18 protein-coding genes are annotated in these 19591 nt (G+C 48.9%); 5 read left to right on the forward strand and 13 right to left on the reverse strand.

What is annotated here, in order from left to right; all coding sequences use genetic code 11:
• Positions 1-1364 precede the first annotated feature (1364 nt).
• From ACTRXD_RS06875 to ACTRXD_RS06910, 8 genes are all read right to left on the reverse strand, one after another.
• On the reverse strand, positions 1365-1571 hold the full coding sequence (locus ACTRXD_RS06875) for a hypothetical protein (RefSeq protein WP_442431100.1): 207 nt from the start codon (positions 1569-1571) through the stop codon (positions 1365-1367).
• Positions 1572-1613: 42 nt separating this feature from the next.
• A complete protein-coding gene (locus ACTRXD_RS06880) occupies positions 1614-2150 on the reverse strand; it encodes a redoxin domain-containing protein (RefSeq protein WP_442431101.1) in 537 nt (178 codons plus the stop codon).
• Between the two features lie 1169 nt (positions 2151-3319).
• On the reverse strand, positions 3320-5155 hold the full coding sequence (locus ACTRXD_RS06885) for a hypothetical protein (RefSeq protein WP_442431102.1): 1836 nt from the start codon (positions 5153-5155) through the stop codon (positions 3320-3322).
• A gap of 468 nt (positions 5156-5623) precedes the next feature.
• Positions 5624-5986, reverse strand: coding sequence for a hypothetical protein (locus ACTRXD_RS06890; RefSeq protein WP_442431103.1), 363 nt, complete (start codon positions 5984-5986; stop codon positions 5624-5626).
• A gap of 110 nt (positions 5987-6096) precedes the next feature.
• Positions 6097-6609 carry a hypothetical protein gene (locus tag ACTRXD_RS06895; protein WP_442431104.1) on the reverse strand — a complete coding sequence of 171 codons (513 nt, stop codon included), beginning with the start codon at positions 6607-6609 and terminating at the stop codon, positions 6097-6099.
• Positions 6610-6626: 17 nt separating this feature from the next.
• A complete protein-coding gene (locus ACTRXD_RS06900) occupies positions 6627-7307 on the reverse strand; it encodes an FMN-binding protein (protein WP_442431105.1) in 681 nt (226 codons plus the stop codon).
• A complete protein-coding gene (locus tag ACTRXD_RS06905) occupies positions 7289-7666 on the reverse strand; it encodes a DUF3576 domain-containing protein (RefSeq protein ID WP_442431106.1) in 378 nt (125 codons plus the stop codon). The genes ACTRXD_RS06900 and ACTRXD_RS06905 overlap by 19 nt, the downstream gene beginning before the upstream one ends.
• Positions 7667-8037: 371 nt before the next feature.
• Positions 8038-9435, reverse strand: a complete 1398-nt coding sequence (locus ACTRXD_RS06910) for a hypothetical protein (protein ID WP_442431107.1) — start codon at positions 9433-9435, stop codon at positions 8038-8040.
• A gap of 485 nt (positions 9436-9920) precedes the next feature.
• Between ACTRXD_RS06910 and ACTRXD_RS06915 the strand changes: the two genes are divergently transcribed.
• Both ACTRXD_RS06915 and ACTRXD_RS06920 read left to right on the forward strand, forming a co-directional pair.
• Entirely contained in the window at positions 9921-10526 is a 606-nt protein-coding gene (locus tag ACTRXD_RS06915; RefSeq protein ID WP_442431108.1) for a hypothetical protein, read from the forward strand.
• A 65-nt stretch (positions 10527-10591) separates the two neighbouring features.
• Positions 10592-11596: an FAD:protein FMN transferase gene (locus tag ACTRXD_RS06920; RefSeq protein ID WP_442431109.1), complete on the forward strand. Its 1005-nt coding sequence runs from the start codon at positions 10592-10594 to the stop codon at positions 11594-11596.
• A gap of 73 nt (positions 11597-11669) precedes the next feature.
• Here ACTRXD_RS06920 and ACTRXD_RS06925 read toward each other — a convergent pair whose 3' ends face one another.
• Together ACTRXD_RS06925 and ACTRXD_RS06930 are read right to left on the reverse strand one after the other, a co-directional pair.
• A complete protein-coding gene (locus tag ACTRXD_RS06925; protein ID WP_442431110.1) occupies positions 11670-12323 on the reverse strand; it encodes a Spy/CpxP family protein refolding chaperone in 654 nt (217 codons plus the stop codon).
• 333 nt (positions 12324-12656) lie between these two features.
• Positions 12657-13091 (reverse strand): Fur family transcriptional regulator, encoded by a 435-nt coding sequence (locus ACTRXD_RS06930; RefSeq protein ID WP_442431111.1) that lies wholly within the window; start codon positions 13089-13091, stop codon positions 12657-12659.
• Positions 13092-13201: 110 nt separating this feature from the next.
• Here ACTRXD_RS06930 and ACTRXD_RS06935 point away from each other — a divergent pair, with 110 nt between their 5' ends.
• The gene (locus tag ACTRXD_RS06935; RefSeq protein WP_442431112.1) at positions 13202-13762 is read left to right on the forward strand and encodes a hypothetical protein; all 561 of its coding nucleotides are present in this window, start codon (positions 13202-13204) and stop codon (positions 13760-13762) included.
• A 128-nt stretch (positions 13763-13890) separates the two neighbouring features.
• On the opposite strand, the gene ACTRXD_RS06940 is transcribed toward ACTRXD_RS06935, so the two are convergent.
• Positions 13891-14217, reverse strand: a complete 327-nt coding sequence (locus tag ACTRXD_RS06940; protein WP_442431113.1) for a ComEA family DNA-binding protein — start codon at positions 14215-14217, stop codon at positions 13891-13893.
• A gap of 165 nt (positions 14218-14382) precedes the next feature.
• A complete protein-coding gene (locus ACTRXD_RS06945) occupies positions 14383-15945 on the reverse strand; it encodes a carboxypeptidase M32 (protein ID WP_442431114.1) in 1563 nt (520 codons plus the stop codon).
• A 285-nt stretch (positions 15946-16230) separates the two neighbouring features.
• Between ACTRXD_RS06945 and ACTRXD_RS06950 the strand changes: the two genes are divergently transcribed.
• Together ACTRXD_RS06950 and ACTRXD_RS06955 are read left to right on the forward strand one after the other, a co-directional pair.
• Positions 16231-16917 (forward strand): O-methyltransferase, encoded by a 687-nt coding sequence (locus tag ACTRXD_RS06950; protein WP_442431115.1) that lies wholly within the window; start codon positions 16231-16233, stop codon positions 16915-16917.
• A gap of 91 nt (positions 16918-17008) precedes the next feature.
• Positions 17009-17629 carry a hypothetical protein gene (locus ACTRXD_RS06955; protein WP_442431116.1) on the forward strand — a complete coding sequence of 207 codons (621 nt, stop codon included), beginning with the start codon at positions 17009-17011 and terminating at the stop codon, positions 17627-17629.
• Positions 17630-18394: 765 nt separating this feature from the next.
• Here the strand turns inward: ACTRXD_RS06955 and ACTRXD_RS06960 are convergent.
• Positions 18395-19354 carry a lytic transglycosylase domain-containing protein gene (locus ACTRXD_RS06960; protein ID WP_442431117.1) on the reverse strand — a complete coding sequence of 320 codons (960 nt, stop codon included), beginning with the start codon at positions 19352-19354 and terminating at the stop codon, positions 18395-18397.
• Positions 19355-19591 lie beyond the last annotated feature (237 nt).

A 19591-nucleotide genomic window follows, 5' to 3' on the forward strand; every position in this document is an offset into this window, starting at 1 on the left:
TCAGGATATTCGTGAGCATTCGGGTTGGAGTGCCAAAATTGCATTCCTTTATTGATTTTTATGATTTTGATACCCATTATCATTATCATTTATGATACCTAAAAAGAAAAAGATTTGTCAATTTTGTTGATATTCATTTAAAAGGGAATCAATGAATAAAACCTCTTCGGCCAGATTTAACAAGTTGTAACGGCTGTCTTTCTCCATTCCAGCCCGACGGTTTCCCGCCCGTATTTTTTCCTCCCTCTTCTCAAATTTCATAATCGGATTTCGCTATCATTCCGTGCGAAACCTTGGTTGATTTCTGTCTGCGGGTAATCCCATCTTTGAACTGGTCTTTTTCCCTTGACCAAATAAAGAAGAGGGCAAAGGTTAAGTTGGCCTTGTTCAACGTTAGACCTCCGATTCCATGATTGGGGAGTCAAAAAACGGATTTTCTTGAGGGAACTCTTCCTGCATTTCCTGAACCGAGATACGGAGTAATGGCCTTCTATGTAGAAGTTACATTATCAGTGGCCTGGCAAATATCGGATCAACCACCCCCTCTCCATATTTAAACTCTCATAGTATGATGACCGGATGCCTGGGATGGCTGGTTCAGTCCTGTTCGCTCCATCTAAGGATTGAGTGGGACTGATTTTAGGAAAGTGAGACCATTGCGAATACCGAGCAAATGGTTTCCTGAAAAAATCTCGTTGAAAACTAGGGATAGACCGGGGGAAGGCCCCGGTTTCTCTCCACCCGATGGTTACCTCAATGATTGGTGAAGACCTGCTTGCATAAAAAGCTACCTCTTCTTTTTGGGATCGTTTGGTTGAGAGGAGACGTCCCGATCCTGGTCATACCTACAATGAAAACCCATTGTTCATCCATGCTGGCTTGACGTTCAATTTCCCCAATCCCTTGTACTGACCTGCATGACCACATAATAGGGTGAAGGAAAAATAATCAGGAATACCATCTTTCGTACGCTCATAGGCAATGAACATGAGGTCATTGGAAAGGGATCGCAAAGCATGGCATGAATCGGACATCCCGCTGGAACCTGGGCCATGATTTGGTCTTGGCAATCAAAACCGACCAAATTCATTAAACAGCCCCGCAGCCAAATTTTTCCCATTCTTCAATCCATTCCAAATGATCTTATTGGCTTATGAGCAGTATGATTCCGGGCCATGCCCACAGGCCAATGATGCTGAGAAAAACGAATCCCAAGGATACCGACAAACTGATGAACACGGGCCTTTCCCCTTCGATAATAAATGAATCCCGTTTCATGAGATGTTCCTTGAATTCCTTCACCAGATTAAGGGCCATCAAGTACGTTCTCTTTGAACGTACTTGATGGATGACGAATGTTTTTCTCAATGACAAGTAGTGGCTTTTGCGTCAGCGAGGTCGGGTGTTCTTCGAAACCCAGCGGTGTTTGATACCTGAGCCGCCATTCTGGTCAATTGCATGGCATAGGCGAGGAACTCTTCTTTCTCAAAATGAAGGGTGATCGACCCATAGGTGAGATGAATACGACTACAGTCACAGACGTTCAGCTTGAGTTGTTGACTTGATGGCATAAGTGTCTCCTGAGTGGTATGAGGTTAGTTTGCGAGTGAGTATCAGCAAAGGGTTGGGTTCAGATCCTGTTTGGCAAACATGAAATTGGTGATGGCAGGAGTATGGTTTCGTTCTTGAGCAGGCTGAAACGAAAAGTCCTGACATTGTTTCAACATGCCCAAAAGGAGGGTCATGCCATGCCAGTTGAACAAATGGTTCCGTCGGTCTCTGATTACTCCCTCTGGGTCGAAGATGAAGGTCTGGCATTGATTAAAGGGAGGTTTACTCCATAAGCCCAGGGTTCGACCTAAACGGTGTGTGGAGTCAATTAACAAAGGGATGGAAAGGATTTTGGTTGTGGGGAGGTGCGATCCGTGAAACGAGTGAGCGGGGTGTTGCATACCCAATAGGAGGGCGCCCTGTTTTTTGACGGTTCTGCGAAACTGATTGAGAAACACGGCATCGCAAAATTCAAGTTTGGGAAGGCAACACAATATGCCCCATTGTCCTTCTAGGCTGGCTAGATCCAAATCCATCATATTTCCCTTCAGCAGAGCAGGAACTCTCATGTGTGGCAGGGTGGAATGTCCTATGTTCATGGGAATAGCCTCCATTGTTGGTGTCCTCCGACTAAAAAGAAGAGGTTGGGCGCTCCGGAGGAGGAAAAGATCCCCCAACCTTTTTGGGCAAGTACTGGGTAGCTCGCTCGCCCTGGAATTTTGTTTGTATCTATGATTGTTGGCGTTCATTGGCATGTGGTCCGGGTTGGATTTCGTCGAATGGAAACAGATTGTTGTAATTGTGATTGCACAATTTAATGATAATGAAAATCATTTGTATTTTCAATATTAAATTGAAATAAATATTTGGCTATGCTCAAAAGGCAGAAAAGCCATGTTTTGAGTCTATAAACTAAATGGAGCGATTCTCTTTCAGTCAGAAGGTGTTTTCGTCTGGAACCTTCCAGGTCCGTCTGACTGAGAGGCATCAGGATGCCGACCCACAGAAATTATAAGGCTTTGTGCGGCGATAAACGGGCAATACGGGTTCTTCACCTGTTGCTGCAGGATTTGGCCAGATCCTTGCCGTATTTAGTCGCGCGCATACTTCGGGGGCCTTCCTGCCGAACCTAGGATTTGAAGGGGCCATTCCTCTTTTCATTTAATATAGAGGGCTCAGGAAGACGCATCGCATTCGTCAGCCCGCAACAAAACATGAGTTCGGTGAGAGGGATATTTAAGTTTGGTTTTTTACCGTGTCGCTTTGTATGTACTTGGCCGACTTCAACAAAACCCTGCCTTACGAGAAGGATCTTTCTTACACCCTCTTCTTCTCCCGGAATAGCTGGCCATTTGATGGTTAATGTTGCCAACATCGCGCCAACCCGTCGTCCATGCTTTCGAGCCTTTTCTCCCTAATGGACCGAACCTTCCTGAACGTATTGAAATCGGCCTTAAGGTGAAGGATATTCGGGCAATTTACTGAAAACCAAGTCACTTAAATGATGAAAATAGGACTGAATCGGATTGGGAAGAGGAAAGAACCAGGGCAAATCATCTTCAAAGGAAGTTCCTGCCGGTGTAGGGCTTTAGGTGATTTTTTGTTCTTGCCTTTCCGAGCGGTGGAAGCGATAGAAGCTTCCTGCAAGATGAAGTAGTCAAAAACAAGCCCACGGTGAATGATTCACCGTGGGCCTTAGGAAGTTCAGTTTCTTCCAGTTGGTAGAGTTCCGTTTGGAAGGCTTTGGTTGAGGCGATATGTTCCTCGTTTACTCGTAGTCTTCGTTTAACGATCGTAGGAATGCCGTTAAGGCCGGGATGTCTTCTTCAATTAAGACAATGCTTTTCAGTTGGGAATCGCCATTGCGAAGCATGCCTTTTCGCGCTAAATCGGAATTTGTAATATACCCTTGAATCACATCTTTAAGGGTATCGGCGATACCGGCGTGACCATATGGAGCCGAATGACTTAAATCCCGGAGGCCGGGAGTTTTGAAAGCCCCAATTGCTCTCGGGAGGAGTCGATCTGGTCGACAGGATTGGAAGCCACGAAATATCCCAAAGTGTTCATTGAGGGCGTCCTCGCAGAGGATTGACCAAATGGGTAGTTGAGATTCGGGGAAATCAGGATTCCAGAAAATATTCCAAATTCCCAGATCAGTCCATTGGGCATTGTCCGGCGAGGGAATAGCGCGGAATGGTTCTTGAGCATGAGGATGCTTTGCCGTGGCAGGCAGGTAGACTTCGATATTATTATTTCGTTGATGCAATCCTGGTATTTCCAACATGGAAAACGATTCGCGGCCGTGGATGCGTTCATACTCCGTTTGGGCAATTCCCGTGTTGTGAAAACGGAAGTCGGTAAAATTTGGTGGCGTATGACAGGCAATGCAATTCCCAATTCTTCCCTTGGCTTGGTCGCTGGGCCGAATGTGATGACCTTTATGACGATGCTTGTGTCGACCCGGTTGGGTGAAAAAGATTTTCAGCCCTGTTAATTCTTCAGGCCCAAAAGTGAACGGTTGATCATGGAATTGAAATTGGCCATCTGCCGTATGGGGATTCTTCTCAACGAATTGCAGAGTCGGGCCATCGGAAGAAGAGGTTGAGGGCCATCGGGAGTAATTGTCCGGATCGTATGATTCGAGAAATTTAATCTGTTGAAGCAATCGACGGGCATATGAACTGGGAGACTCCCACTTATCGGGTTGACGGGGCAAACTGTTAATTTCAAGAAAGACATCATAAGGAGAAAGATTGAAGCTTCCCTCGTCATCCTGTGAGAAAAGGAGTTGGTCCGTATAGGCGGCGATGAGTTGTGAAACGGCCTGGACAAGTTGTCGGTCGGTGGCTTGAGAAACCTCAACACGAAAATCTTCAGGAATCAGAAATTCTTGAGGAATAGCTGGGTCGGTTCCGGTGAACAGGACACGGTAGGACAGCCCACCAAACTCCTGTGCCAGATCTCCGGTTCCTGAGTCTTCTCGAATAATCCTGGCAATATGTGAGATGGCGGTTTCCTGTTCGTCGGGAAGCCATCCAAAGTTCCGTCCGGTGAGTGTGCCTTTAACCAAATCTACCATCGTTGGGAACTCAGCATCGGCATGAAGAAAAAACATTTGTCGAGGAAGAGCGGCATTGACGAGCGGTGGCGCGTTTCGGACCGCGGTGAGTTTTCCATCTTCCCGGGCTGGAATAGGACTCCGTCGTGCAAAATCCGAATAGGTATTCATTCCGTAGTTCGGAATATCGAGAAGTTCGTCTACAAAGTGGCAGCTCCGGCAGTTCATCGATTGACCCGTAAACGGGCCATCGGCAAATTGATCGGGTGGGAGTTTGGCATTCGCCACGTTGTCGAGGGCGGAATCACCTTGCGTCAAGGGATCATTCACATCGCCCCCGTCCTCCAGAAAAATTTTAAATAATTGAGCAAATCGGGTTTCCAGAAACAACCGTTCACCGTTGGTAACTTCCGGAGGATCTGCTTCTTCGGCTTCCTGGGCGAACACCAGAGGTGCATTGACGAAAAAGGATAGAGTTGAGGTGAGTACTGTAATACAAAAGACCTGAGCGAAAGAGAAAAGAATAGATTTTTTGACGTTCACGGGGGCACCTCGCTTTAAAATGAATGAATGGTCGGAGAAATCCTCTTTGATCTCCCTTATGGATTAATGGTGAACGTAACCTCACACGTCATGTGTTGAGGCGGAGCGAGGCGAGGGGGACAGGAGGAGGCCCACCCCCTCGCCTACATGAGGATGAATGTAAGGGTATTCATCCTCGGGATATTTTAAGAATCAGCCCAATACCATTCTTGAACACAAAAAAAGCCCATGAGCATACACTGGCAGCTCATGGGCTCTGGACTCAAAAAGTCTCGGGCCTTAGAAATATGGTGAGACGTACTTAGTCGTCAGACTCTGGCATCATCAGTGCTCTCATTGGCAAGGAATTCATTTATGCGGTGCGACGAACATCCATGGAAATCTACTGCCTATTGGAAAATATCCGGGCAACAAGTTAAGGCAAACATGGGCGACTTTTGGAAAATGAATCATTCCAAAAGTCAGTATTTATGGTTTTTCAGCCAAAAACCAGCCCTTGCTGTTCATGCATTGTGCCAAGGCATCATCAGTTATTCCTTTGCTGAATGGGTTCAATGAAGTCTCGGACTGTACCTCATTGATCAGGATTTCCCGACATGAGCGCAGATCCTGTTCGAATTCACCCTTGCCTGCGTCTGGTTTTGCCCAATACAAATCTGGTGCGCAAGCAGAAAGAAGCATGGAAAAGAGGATGATGCCTATCCATTTTCCAAATCCATGATAACAAGGAACCCTTGGCCATGCCGATGTAGGAGGTGGACGAAGGATCTGTTCCTCTCTCATGAAAGCTTGGCCGTCTGATTCGATTGAGTGAGAAGGTTCTTGTCGCATTCCATCATAAGATCCAGTAGCCGTTTTAAGCCAACTGGTGGCTGAAGTGACCCGCGTCTAGCCATGGTTCCTGGTAAAGAATGCTCCTCCAATCGGGAAAATGGCAAAAGTCAGTCATCCGACTCCGGCATCATAAAGGCGGATTTTTGCCACCACATTTCATACATGGGTATGACGAACATGATGAGAAATCCCACAACCATCAGGATGTCTCCGGTCAACATGGCGATGGTGAAGATTGGGGATACATAGGCAATCAGCCAAGGTGAAATCAAATCCAGGGTAACCCCGACAAAGGCCATCCATGTCGTAACCACTTTTAGTGTGGGGCTGACCATTGTGAGATAGAGCACATGGACCAAAATCATGAATGTGACCGGCATGGTAAACAGATGGAAATGTGTGGTCTCGGCCAGTTGACCAAACGGCATTGGTTCACCAAAAGTTGCATCCGATCCTCGGTAATGTTCGGCAAGACCTTTGAGACTTAATTCGGTCATGCTATGAGCCCAGAAAAAGGTGAATATAAATCCTACGAGCATGAGCAGGAGAAACCAGGTATAGACTAAGCGGATATGGCGGTCGGTATCACGAAGCCGGAAGCGGGCATTGAAATTTCGCATTCCATTCTTGCAGGAGGTTAGAACCCCAGCAGGGACTCCAAAAAGTTTTTGTCCGATCGGCTGGCAGTATTGATGGAAGAGCCTGGGCTCTGGGTGTGTAAGTAGAGTTCATGGGCCAGGACCAGGGCGCGTTTAACGCCGGCACTCATGGAACGCACCGACATGGTGGCGCCGGAAATGTTGATGATATCCCGGTTGATCCGAATGGGGTCCTCAACTGTTTTTCCTTGGTATTGGTAATTGAATCGTTTTTTTCCCACCTCGCTTCCCCGTGATTCTCGGTATACCAATACTTCCACGTTGGTAACTTCTCCATCGGGGTCAACGCCTACCATGTAGGTCATCGCCTTATGCTTACCAATTGTATTTTGGATGAAGGCCCATCCATCAATTTTTCCATTGGTCTCTCCAATGAAGCATTCAAAGGTCGATTCCGGAAATTGCCATCCAATTCGTTCCTCAATGAGTCGTTTCTGGTCTTGGGTGAGATTGATGACCTCCAATCGGATGGAATTGGATTCAGGAAATGTCAATTTTGCGGCTTCTTCCGGAGTCAGATAGATGTCCTCTTGAACCATTTCTTGGGGCGTGAGGTATCGGTTCAAATCCTGATCCCAAATTCGCTCCTCTTGGGCCTGAGTCATTGAGGTCAGGCCAAGAAAAAGTAGTGTGAGGATAATCAGGATTCGATGAAACATCCTTCAGCCTCAAGTTTTTCGGTTAAGTTGTTTAAAATGTGATTCACGGCTTGTTGTGAAGGTTCGACCGGATACCAATCATAAAGTCTGGCCCCGCCACGGAATCCCCAATGTTGCCGCCGTTCTGCAATTTGAAGGCGCACGGCATTGGAATCGAGGGACTTCATGGTCAGGGTCAGTTGCGATCGTTCTTTATCCCCCATGCCTTCACGTTGGAAAAGGCCATACTTGGCGCCTTCCACATATTCCACCCGCCATCCGGTTTCGATTACTCCGTTGGACTTGTCTTTCTTAGTTACCGGATAGGCCCTGAGGGTTTCCAGGGACGAATTCCATACGGAATCAATTGGACAGGCCATGTATCGATCGACAACCAGGTCCTGACCGGAAAGGAAGGCGCAGCTCAGAAAAAACATTGGGCATACAAAAATTGAGATTCCACGAATCAGGGAAGAAAGAGAAAGATTCCACATAAAAAACAATATGAAAGTATGATCGAGTTGGATGAATTAAAAAACGAGAATGATTTTCGATTTATTTGAATATGATTCTCATTATGATAAATAATTTCGAATTGTATCACCCGATGTTCAAGGCGGTCAACCGGTAGGGTCTTTGAATTCTGGTCTGATGTGGTCCATATATTTCGAGACTGGTTGAATATAAAAAACAGAGAGAAAAGGCTTAGCCTTTTCTCTCTGTTTTCCTGCCCCCCCCTTAAAGAGAACTCTTAGAAGTACGTGGCCCAGGATGCCACAAACGCCGTGTCGTGTATACGTTCATTCCCATCACGACCGACCGGAGTGTATTGGAAGTCGGCTTTAAAGACGGTATCCTCCGTGGGACGGAAGTTTAGGCCGAAGGTCCAGCGTTGCCATTCCCCCAATTTTCCGGCTTCGGTGTTGTCATTTAAGTCCTGTCCCAGATTCATTTGTTCCCAGCGGACTATAGCTGTGAAGGTAGAGACTTCCTGCTTGAAGTAGCTGGGGGCCATTCTGGTTAGCCATTCCGGAAGGAAATGGTAATTCCCTTGTAAATAATACCCCTGCATTCTGCGTGGATTGCCGTTCTGGGTTCCGTCTTGATTGATATTATTGTCCTTGACGTAAGCCCAGGCACTTTCTCCGATGAATTCAAAGGGGCCTCGTTGGAAGGTCCAATCCAGAGCCCAAATGGCCAATTGATTATCATCATTTGAGCCATAATTTCCATAAAATCCCGAACCACCGACTTCCACCCCCAAAACGGGGCTGAACGCGACACGTCCCATTAGGGATTTGCCGTTATTATTGTCAAAGTTGGTGTTGCTTGAGCGGGCCGAGCGGATTCCGTTGGTTTGGTTGATATTGGACGTGTTATTAGGATTTCCGTCTCCTCCAAAGGCATTGGTAAATCCATTGGTGACGTAGAATTCATAATCCAGCTTTGAGAGAGAGGTGGGATAGAACGTGCCGTAAGCTCCAACGCCAGGTTGGTGAAGCGTTGTTGGGATGATCCGTTGGTTGACGAGTGGGCGTTCGGTGAGATCACGGAGTGGGGCGTCATGCAGGAGGTTGAATTTTCCAAGTGGAACGAGGATGATGCCCGCCCGCAAGTTAATGGGTTCTTGTAAGAGATAGTCGATGGTGGCAAATTCCACCTTAATGTCGTTGGTTCCATGCTCGAATTCAATTTCCGCCGCGAATTTCACGCGCTCGCTGATATCCCCGTAAATGAAAGGTACCAATCGATGCTGATCGAAATAGCTGTTCCCTTGATTTTTGCGATTGAAGTACTCGATATCCATGTAACCGCCGACGATGGCTTTGGGAGAGGAGACAAAGGGACGGGCATAGATCAGACCTCCTGACCCTTGCATGGAGGAATCGGCTTTTTGACGCTTCCCTTTAAACGTGCCAAGGTCCTGAAGGTTTTTACCCGAATCTAGTGGGTCCGGGGCGGTTCCTGGTTGGGGCATCGGTGGCCTGGTTGCCTCTGGAGACCCTTGCCCTTTCAGATAGTCTTGGACCGCTTGTCGAACCGCTTCCTGTTGAGCCGGCGTCAGAGCTTCTTCGCCTGAGGCAGAGAAGGCCGGAAAAACTGAAAACACCGAGAGGCCCATTAGGACCCCGATAGCGAGCTTCTTCATGAATGAAAACCTCCTATATAATAGGATTGGGACGCGGAGGTCCTCAGGAAAAGGGTAGGGGACTCGGGGTCCTCGATGGAAGAAATCAGAAGGAACCGTAAATCGGAATGCAATGCATTTTCAGGAGTACCCTCACTCGAAAGGTCACCCCCTTCATTAGGGGTTCAGTAATGTAAAAGGAATGAAAACAAGACGCTTGCAGCGTTTGCATTTCAATTCCACTCCATCTTTTTTTAAGATGGCCATCAGTTGCCCGCAATGACAGCGTGCCTCTGAGCTGGTGGTGCATGGAGAAGCTATTTCTGTTCCTTGAATCATCTTGATGTTGAATGTAATTATTGTTAATTTTGAAATTGATAACTGTTATTAACAAGGCCCTTAATACCGCATGAGTCTGGCTTCTGTCAAGAAGGCCTTAATTTTTTCGTATTTTTTTATGTGTGCCAATTTGTGGAGAAGATAGGCGGTATGATGACGGGATGGCCATGCTGAATGTTCGTGCTTGTTGTCTGGCATTTTTAGGGATGCTTGTTGGAATGAGTATGGGATGCGCGTATCAGCTCCCGTCCCATCCCTCTCAAGAAGACCTCACAGAGCCCCTGGTTTTCGGACACATTCAGGTGTGGCAGAGAGAGCCGTCAGGAAGAATTTACCTCCCGGAATTAGCTTCACTTGAATTCAGTTCAATGGATGGTCAAAGGAGGTATCGTGTGGGAATTGAGGCGGCTTCCTCCTATTTTTTTCTGTCCTTGATGCCCGGGCGGTATCAAGTGACCCGGGTATTTATTCAGGAAGGCGTATTTCGATCCAGTGCGGACGTTCCGTTAACCTTTGAAGTTCCGGACCAGGGAGTAGTGTATCTCGGCGGTTGGCGATTCCAGGTCGATCCTCCGAATTATACAAGAGAGTTAGAGGTAACCATTGTTTCCGAATCAGTAAAAGCCATCGTGGAAATGACGGTTCGTTATCCATCTCTTTCTTCCAATGTGGTCCTGTCCTCCCTGGCGGAACCTCCCCTATTACGGGCACGATTGTTCGAAGTCACGCCCTATCCCAGATTCCGATACTTCAATCGCCATAATTCCACATAAATTCTTTCAACCTGAATTCCGGCTGTTCTGCCATCAACGTTATTGTTATAGATAGGAGATTTATCATGGGGCGAATGCAGAATATACTTGGACTCTGCTTTTTGATTCTCTTCCTGGCGGGCTGCCAGGGCACGCCTCATTTGGTGAAGCGCAGTCAGATGCTGATGGGAACCGTGGTGTTTGTCACTGCGGTTGGAGCAGATGAGAGGATTGCGCAGAGGGCGGTCAAAGCGGGACTTGATGAAATCCGGCGATTGGAAGAGTTGCTGAGCACCTGGATTCCAACCAGTGAATTATCACAGGTGAATGCTGCGGCGGGACGGAAATCAATACAGGTGAGTCAGGAAACCTTTGAAGTCCTCACGCGATCGCTTGAGGTGGCGAAACTCACGCAGGGAGGGTTCAATATCGCCCTTGGTCCAGCGGTGAACGCATGGGATGTCAGCGGGGAAGGACATCTTCCGTCTCAGGAAGATCTGGAAGCGCTTCGCCCGCAAATAGAATTATCAAACGTGCAATTGGATGAAACAACGCGAAGTGTATGGTTGAGGCGTCCTGGGATGTCTATTGATGTTGGGGGGATCGGGAAAGGGTATGCGGCCGATCTCGCTGCCCACGTGATGCGTTCGGCAGGAGCGACCGGAGGCGTGGTCGCTTTATCAGGGGATATTAAGACCTTCGGACGTATGCCGGATACCCAACGCTTTGTTTTTGGTATCCAGCATCCCCGAAAGGAGCAGGGCCAAGTTTTAGGGCGGATTGAGTTGGAAGATGAAGCGGTCTCCACTGCGGGAGATTATCAACGGTATTTTATGAAAGACGGAGTTCGCTTTCACCATATCCTTGATCCCAAGACCCTTCATCCGGCTCGAGGATGTCAAAGTGTCACGGTCATAGCCAAGGATGGTGTAATGGCCGATGGGTTGGACACCGGTATTTTTGTCATGGGTCCTGACAAGGGCATGGCCCTCATTGAGTCTCTGCCGGATGTTGAAGGGGTGATTGTCGATCAGATAGGCACCGTGTTTGTCTCATCGGGTCTGAAGAATCGCTTAAGCCTCGAGCCGTAACAAGGCTTTCAACACTCAATCAAAAAAAAGGAGGCAAGAAGCCTCCTTTTTTTTGAGCATAAATGTGGGCTGCTTAGCCTTGTTTGTCCTTGGAGTGGTGGGAATATCCGCCTGGATGACCTTTCGTCATCCCGCCATCTTGATGGGCATTGATGCGATCATGGACCGCTTTCATGCGGGAGCGTTGCTCGTCTGTTAATACGGCCTTGGCTTCCCGCCCGGCTTTTACTGATGCCAGGTAAAGGCCGGCACGAATCTCATAAAGACTCTTCAGCTTCGATTCAACAGCGCCCAAGTCCCCTTGGTCATTCCGCAACAATTCGTGCAAATCCAGGCTGGTCAGTTGCATGTCAGCTTTCATTTTAATTTTGCTTTTTTCAAAATCGGTTTTAATCGTCTGAAGTTTGGTGACCTGTTCCTCGGTAAGGGCCATGCCTTCTTTGAATTTCAAAATGTGTTCGATGAATTCAGAGGCACTTTGATGAGGGCCGTGTCCGGATTTGAGAGAGCTCCCTCCTGTGCCATACGACATGCTCGTGCCATGATGAGCCTGGCCATGACCATAGGTCCTTGCTCCGTGGGGGGATGTGCTATACCCGGATGGGTGGTGCGCATCTCCTGCATATCCCGTGGCCAGACCCATAGCAGGGAATCCCAGAATTAAGGACAAGACACCGGACCAAAGTGGGATCATTCGTGTGTGGTTCGTGTTGCCTGTAGTGGTCATGTGAACAGCCTCCTTTCGCGAAGAGAAAAACGCTATGTTGATAGAAAAAATGAGGGGACAATTCATCCTGATCTATGAATTTCCTGACTAATTCGTATTATACACTGGAATGCCGAAAATGTAGCACGTGAGCCTCTATCTTATCTCAAAAATTCAAGAGGTTACACAACCCCCATTGATTTGAGACGCTGTTTCGGGTGACAAGGAAGGGAGATGAGCCTGTGGATGAAGTAGTTTTTGGTTCGATAAGGGGTCGAACCAATGTCGATTTGAAAAGTATTCGTTATCAAAAGGAAAAATCTGTGGACGAAGGGAAAGAGAAAGCCAGCCTTATCAGGCATTTTGGCAGGTATTGCAGAGACCGTACAGTTCCAGCTTATGGGTTTGAATGGTAAAGCCGTTTTTTCTCGCCACCTCTTCTTGTAAATTTTCGATTTGGCAATTTTGAAATTCGACTATCTTTCCGCAGGAGGTGCAAATGAGGTGATCATGATGACCCTTATGAGACACATTATCGAATTGCGTTTGTGAGCCGAAATGGCGTTCCTGTGCCAGGTCCGTTTCACAGAATAATTTGAGCGTACGATAGATGGTGGCCAGGCCAATATGCGGGTCTTTTTTGGCGAGGATATGATATAACTGCTCGGCAGTGACATGCTCCATTTTCAGGAAGGTTGTCAGAATTAATTCGCGTTGACGAGTCAGTTTGAGGCTGTTTTTTTGGAGATGATGCTTGAGTGTTTCAAGTTCTTTGACCGGTTTAGGCATGGTGAAATCTTTCGTAAGATGAAGAAGGAATATATTAAACCCCAATCATCCTGGGTAATCAAGAATTATTTTTCCGTTTTGGTATTGGTGGAGAAATTTAGGGAGTACCTATGAGAAAACCCTCAGAAGTGACCGGTGACCGCGCTTTGCTGATTTATACGTTGCATTTGACCGAATCGATGGGTCTGATGAGTGACGTGAAACTTCAACAATTATTATTCCTCTGTGAATTGCAAATGTTGGGGAAAGGATTGAAAGGGTTGCATTTTGAATTTGTCCGATTTCCCTATGGGGCCTTTAGCAAAGATGTGGATAATGATTTGCTCTTCTTGCGTAGAAAGGAACGGATAGAGAATTTTGATGTCACGGAACAGGCTGAGGGGGTTGTAGGCTTGGTTGAGAAGATCATGAAGGAACCCGAAGCCAATCAACTGGTTATGGAAATTATTCACACGGTGGTTGAGAAATATGGGCCTATGGATACCAGCGCCATCATGAGTGCCGTGGAGGCAGTGGAATTAGGTCCTGCTGATAATCCGGAGCAAAAACTTGCCATCCGGGATATTTCCTTCCACACCATTATGCTGGTGCCCTCCCGGATTGAAGCGACCGAAGCCATCACGCTTTCACCCGCACAGGTAAAATCCTTAAATACGGCGATGGGGTATTAAGGCCTCATCGACATCCGGATGACGGTGTATCCTGGCTGTGCCGCTTATTGAGGGTAAGGAGACCATGAGAGGCCCGAGGCCGAACATGGGTCCGGCCTCGGTCTTCTTGTGAATTGAAAATGCTGTGGTTACTTGCTAGGAGAGGCTTCTTCAGGCGAAGCGGTTGAGCCAACCGTAAAGGTTTCCCGCAACGCTTCCAGTCTGACCTTCCCCACGCCTTTCACCTTCCCCAGATCATCGAATGATTTAAAGGCGCCATGATCATTTTTGTAGGCGAGGATATTGTGGGCGATATCCTGTCCCACGCCCTTGACGGCTTCGAGTTGTTCAAGACTGGCAGTGTTAATGTCAATCTTGTTCACGGTAGCTTCTGCCCAGGACATAGGGAACAACAGGCCAACCGACAGAACCAGAGCAAACATGAAGACCGAAACTGGTTGTAAATGAAGCCTCACGGCACACACTCCTTTCAAAATGGTTGAAACGTGTCGTTGCCGTTCTTCCCTTTCAAAGGGAGAAGGCCACGAATGAATGAGTGAGGCTAGGGAGCGGTACGATTGAAGGGCAATCTGTCGAAGGTGGTATCTTGGAAGTGTGAAAAGCCCAATAAATGTGAAAATTTACTGAGGGGAAGACGAAGGAACGGTTGTCGGAAATTGATACAAGGTGCCGAATTTCTGTCTGAGGTCTTGAATAAAGGGTTCAGGAGTCAGGGCCTGCCCCGTCACACGGGTGAGTAAATCGGTTGCCGTATACTGTCGTCCCCAACGATGGACTTTATCATTCAGCCAGCCTTTCAATGGAAGCAAGTTACCTTGACTGATGGATTGGTCGAGATCCGGGAGATCCTTGTGGGCCTGCCGAAATAGCATGGCCGCATACAGATTCCCAAGTGTGTAGGTGGGGAAATAGCCAAACGCCCCAAAGGACCAGTGCACGTCCTGCAGCACACCTTCTGCATCGGAGGAAGGCACGATCCCCAGGTAGTCCTGAATTTTGGCGTTCCAGATTTCCGGCAGATCATCAACATGCAAACGGCCTTCAATAATTTCCAGCTCAATTTCAAATCGCACCATGATATGCAGGTTGTACGTCAGTTCATCGGCTTCGACCCGGACAAACGACGGGGCCACCCGGTTGATCGCCAGGTAGAAATCTTCCGCACTGACTTGCCCCAACTGTGCCGGAAAAACCTCCTGAAGTTTCGGGTAAAAATATTGCCAGAAGGGCCGGGATCGCCCCACGCAATTTTCCCATAATCGGGATTGGCTTTCATGAATACCCAGAGAAATGGCTTCACCTAATGGAGTGCCATATTGTTTTGCGGGTAACCCTTGTTCGTATAGGCCATGTCCTCCTTCGTGAATACAGCTAAAGAGACAGGAGGGGAGATCCGTTTCGAAGACGCGCGTGGTCACCCGCACATCGGTTGGATGGAACGCCGTCGTAAACGGATGCTCCGATAAATCCAGGCGTCCGCGTTGAAAATCATAGCCCATGTGCTTGAGCACAAGCCGGCCAAAGTCCATTTGTGGGGTTTGCTCATACGATTGCGTCAGGAGGTGGGTATTGGGTTGGACAGGGGACTGTCGAATGTGGTCCAGCAGGCGAATCAGCTCCGTCCGCAAGGTGGCAAAGAGTGGACGTAATTGAGCCACGGTCGATCCCGGTTCGTAGGTGTCGAGTAAGGCGTTATAGGGAGAATCCACGTAACCCAAATAGTCCGCCTCTTGTTGCTTCAGGTGCACGATTCGTTGCAGATTCGGCAAAAACCGTTGGAAGTCATTCGTCTTTCTGGCTTCCGCCCATACTTGTTGCGCTAAAGAGCATTCCCGCTCAAGCTGGTTGACGAAGGCCGACGGCAATTTTTTCGCACGGGAAAAGTCCCGCCAGGTCTCGCGAAGGAGAGCGTGTGAGGGTTCGTCCAAGGCAGACGCGTGCTGAGAATGAATCGTGCCGGTGGGGAGATCCACAAACGTTCCAAGCAGGGATTCCATCTCAGGCGAAACAAATTGATCATGGGCCAGCGTTTGAAGAGTGGCCAGTTGTTCCGCGCGAACCGCTCCACCTCCTGGAGGCATATAGGTTTCCTGATCCCAGGAGAGCACGGCTGCGGCATCATGCAGGTGATGGATCTGTCGCAAGGTCTGTTTCAGGGGATCAAGGGCAGCGTCAGCGGACATGAGCGTTTCCTCAAAGAGTGGTAAAAGGTTCAGCGGATAACCGGACCACTGTAAGGCAGCTCTCAAGAAATTGGCAAGAAGCATCTGCCGATGAACGAAAAGAACCGGCCGGGCGTGGAAGCCTGTGACCATTGGCCCGGACACAGAAAGACGAACCAAGCAATAGTGAGAGAAAAAATAAGAGAATGGACGGGATGGCTTGCGGCAGGAGGATGAAGGGAAGGACAATGTGGGTCATTGAAGATCAATCGTATGGCGATGAGTTGACTGCAAAGGGGGAACAACATGAAATCCTTGGTGCTGCCGGACATTGAAGCCTATGCCGAAGCGCACTCCTTGCCGGAATCGGAGGTGTGTCGGCGACTTCGGGAGGAAACCTATCGAAACATGGACTGCCCCCAGATGGTGGTCGGTCCATTGGAAGGCGCATTTTTAAAGGTCATGGCATTGAGTGTGGGAGCCAGGCGGGTGCTGGAAATCGGCACCTTTACCGGTTACAGCGCCCTCTGTATGGCGGAATGTCTTCCGGATGATGGCATGGTGATCACGTGCGATATCGATCCTGAGTCCACGGACATGGCCAAGCGGTATTGGGCTCAGAGCCCTCATGGGACGAAGATTCATCTTCGCCTCGGTCCCGCCTTGGAAACGATGGCGACAATGACTGGAAAGTTTGACCTGATCTTCATCGATGCCGACAAGGCCAACTATGTAAATTATTTTCGTCAGGCATTAGAGTTAATATCGGATAACGGCGTCATACTTATTGATAATGTGTTGTGGAATGGAGATGTGCTGATACATCCTGCTCCGGATAGCCATACGGCCGCCATTCAAGAACTCAATCGAGTGGTGCATGCCGAGCCGCGGGTCTCAGCGGCCCTGTTGACCATTCGCGATGGGATTTTCTTGATTAAGCCGCAATCCTTCCCAAGGGGAAACAACCAAGCGCAACAGCAAGTCCAACAATGACATATTTCCCAGAAATGCTTCTCGCACTGACGGGTTTTTCAGCGAGCCCGATTGAGCGGCAAACACGCAGCACAAGGTAAATCAGACAAACATGGGTAAAGCCAACCTTGGCCATGCAAGACATCCGATTGTGGAACCTCAAGACCAGTGGCAACCCCGGCAGGTTTTGCTCTTTAGCGGTCATATGATTGATGCTCCGGGAAGACAGCCTCCGCGTTTCCCAAGAGATAAAGAAGCCGTGGCGGCACAGAAAATCGCCGAAGTCTTAGACCAACTGGGCGCAGGCTCTGATGATCTTGCGCTCACGCAAGGCGCTTGTGGCGGCGATCTCCTGTTCACAGAGGCCTGTCAGCATCGCAAGGTGATCGTCCAGTGGATGCAACCGTTTCACGAGTCGGAGTTTATTCAAAAGTCTGTCATCTGTAGGGATGAAACCTGGCGCGATCGGTATGTGGCCGCCAAAGCCAAGCTCACAACCGCAATCCGCTCGGCCCCCGAACACCTTGGCTCACTATCCGAAGGTGTCGATCCGTATGAACGGTGCAATCTCTGGCTGCTTCACACCGCATTGGGGTATGGGGTGGAGAAGGTGCACTTCATCTGTTTGTGGAATGGCGGCGGAGGTGATGGAAAGGGCGGTACCGCGCATATGTATGCGGAAGTGAAACGCCGATCCGGAAACGTCACATGGATTGACACCCGGACTCTTTAAACGAGGGTTCCTCATGTGATCGTAGCGGAGAACAGTGAGACTAAAAAACGCTGGTTCAACTGCACGAATACTCCGGAGGCAACATGAATGGGGAAATGGCGAATACAAAGATAATCGACCGGTTTAAAAACTCCTAACCTTTGGCAGGAGTAGAATTTTGTAATGATCACCTAATACGTGCAGGCAATAAAATGAATCACAGAATCAAGGAACCATGGGATGTGTGGGCAAGATCAAAATGATGAAGAGGGCGTGCCTGCAAAATCCAATACATTTTTGCTTTACATTTACACAAAGCCAAACATTCAGGGCTGTACTCACATTTCATTAACCGGGAATTCGTTGATTAACCGAGACATGCCGGGTTTCGCCCCGGCAGGCGAGCCACTTTTCTTTCGGGAAAAGTGGCCAAAACCATTGACGCCCCGTCTGGCCTTAGGAGAGCGAACGGACGCCAATCTTAAGAGGGCGGTCCAACTCGCAGGGCTCAAACAAGGCCCGCCCGCTGAGGAGAGCGTCCCTCCCTTGGGCCAGCCGACAGGCGTCGGTCAGCAACGAAAGCCCCGCCAAGTGTGTGTCACGTTCAGACCAAGGTCTAAAAAAATTGTCATCCTGAGTGGAACGAAGGATCTAGCAGAGCAGTGGGATTTTCGACCTGGGCACCGATCCTCCTTTGTGGACTTTAGGTTGAGGACCGGCTGTCCATCCAATAACCCCCGCCAATGTCTGAATAGTGGAGTGTAGATCTTTCTTTCATAACGGTTTCTAGCGTCCCTTTCGAATTGTTTTGTCTCCGGCCGCTGGCTTGGCAAACTCGAACTTCAACTCATTGATGCGTGCCAGGTAGTCGCTGACGTCGTGGTCGCCGCACCGTTGATTGCGGGTCAACTTGAGCCCGCGTGCGGCATAGGCGCGCCCCGCTCCCGCTCCACAGAGGTGAATCACGGCAGCCAGATCCTGCTTCCGCTGGAGCGTGACCTTGCCGATCCGCTTCGGTCCTAACGTCTGAGTGACTTGGCGATCAAGCAGCGCCGCAGTCAACTCAATGGCATGACTCGGCAGGATGCGGGTATAAAGGCTGTTGAACCAGCACGATTTCCAATCGTGCCACGGGCCGTCCTCGACCACCTCGTGATCGTGGATGCAATAGCGCCTCGCCTCGCTAAAGGTCCCGTCGGTAATCTGGTACATTCCAACCGCACTCGACGCCGGTTTAAACAGCTCTAAAGGATTCCACGTCAATTGCCACCGCCAGTAGGTCCGCGCCACAGGATTCCCCCCGCCCTCGACCTGCGCCAGCGCGGCCAGAAACTCCGGTGTGATGACCGCAGTCGCATGCTCCCGAAAAAGCGATTCGTATTCCTTCCAGGTCTGGACCGGGCTCTTGTTGAGTGATTGGTCTAAGGGAAAGAAGATTTCGGTGGGTTTATTGAACGTATGAAAAGCCCAGTTGAGGCCAAGCCACAGGAGAAAAAGGAGGGTCGGGATCAGGACCACCCGAACGATCGGATGGGAGGCCAGCACCCTCCTCATGACCGCACGGCTCACCCGCCACCCCTGGTACACGAAACCCCAGAGCAGAGTAAATGTGAGCCCACGCTTGCGCCTCGTTCGTGGGTGAGATTGTTTGGAAGTCGGTCGTTTGCGCCTCAACGCCATAGATTCACTATAACCGATAACGGTGGAGGTTTTTTCTGGGCGATCTTTCTCCGCGAGACCAGTCAAACATTATCTTTTATCGTAGAGCCTCCACGATAAAGCTGAGGCTTCAGCCACCCACCTTGCCCAATATGAGTGGAGATTCAGTTATCCTTCGATATCCCCGCAAAACACACCTGTCTTGGTTTTTACTTTCTCCTATGATAGCTGTAGCCTTTTCCAGCATCCTGTTTCATTGTCCTTGGCAGGGCGGCTCTAAATCCCGCAATAGGAATTGTGTATGATTGCAGGATATGACACTTA

The sequence above is a fragment of the Nitrospira sp. T9 genome (assembly GCF_052156535.1).
Classification (GTDB): Bacteria; Nitrospirota; Nitrospiria; order Nitrospirales; family UBA8639; genus Nitrospira_E.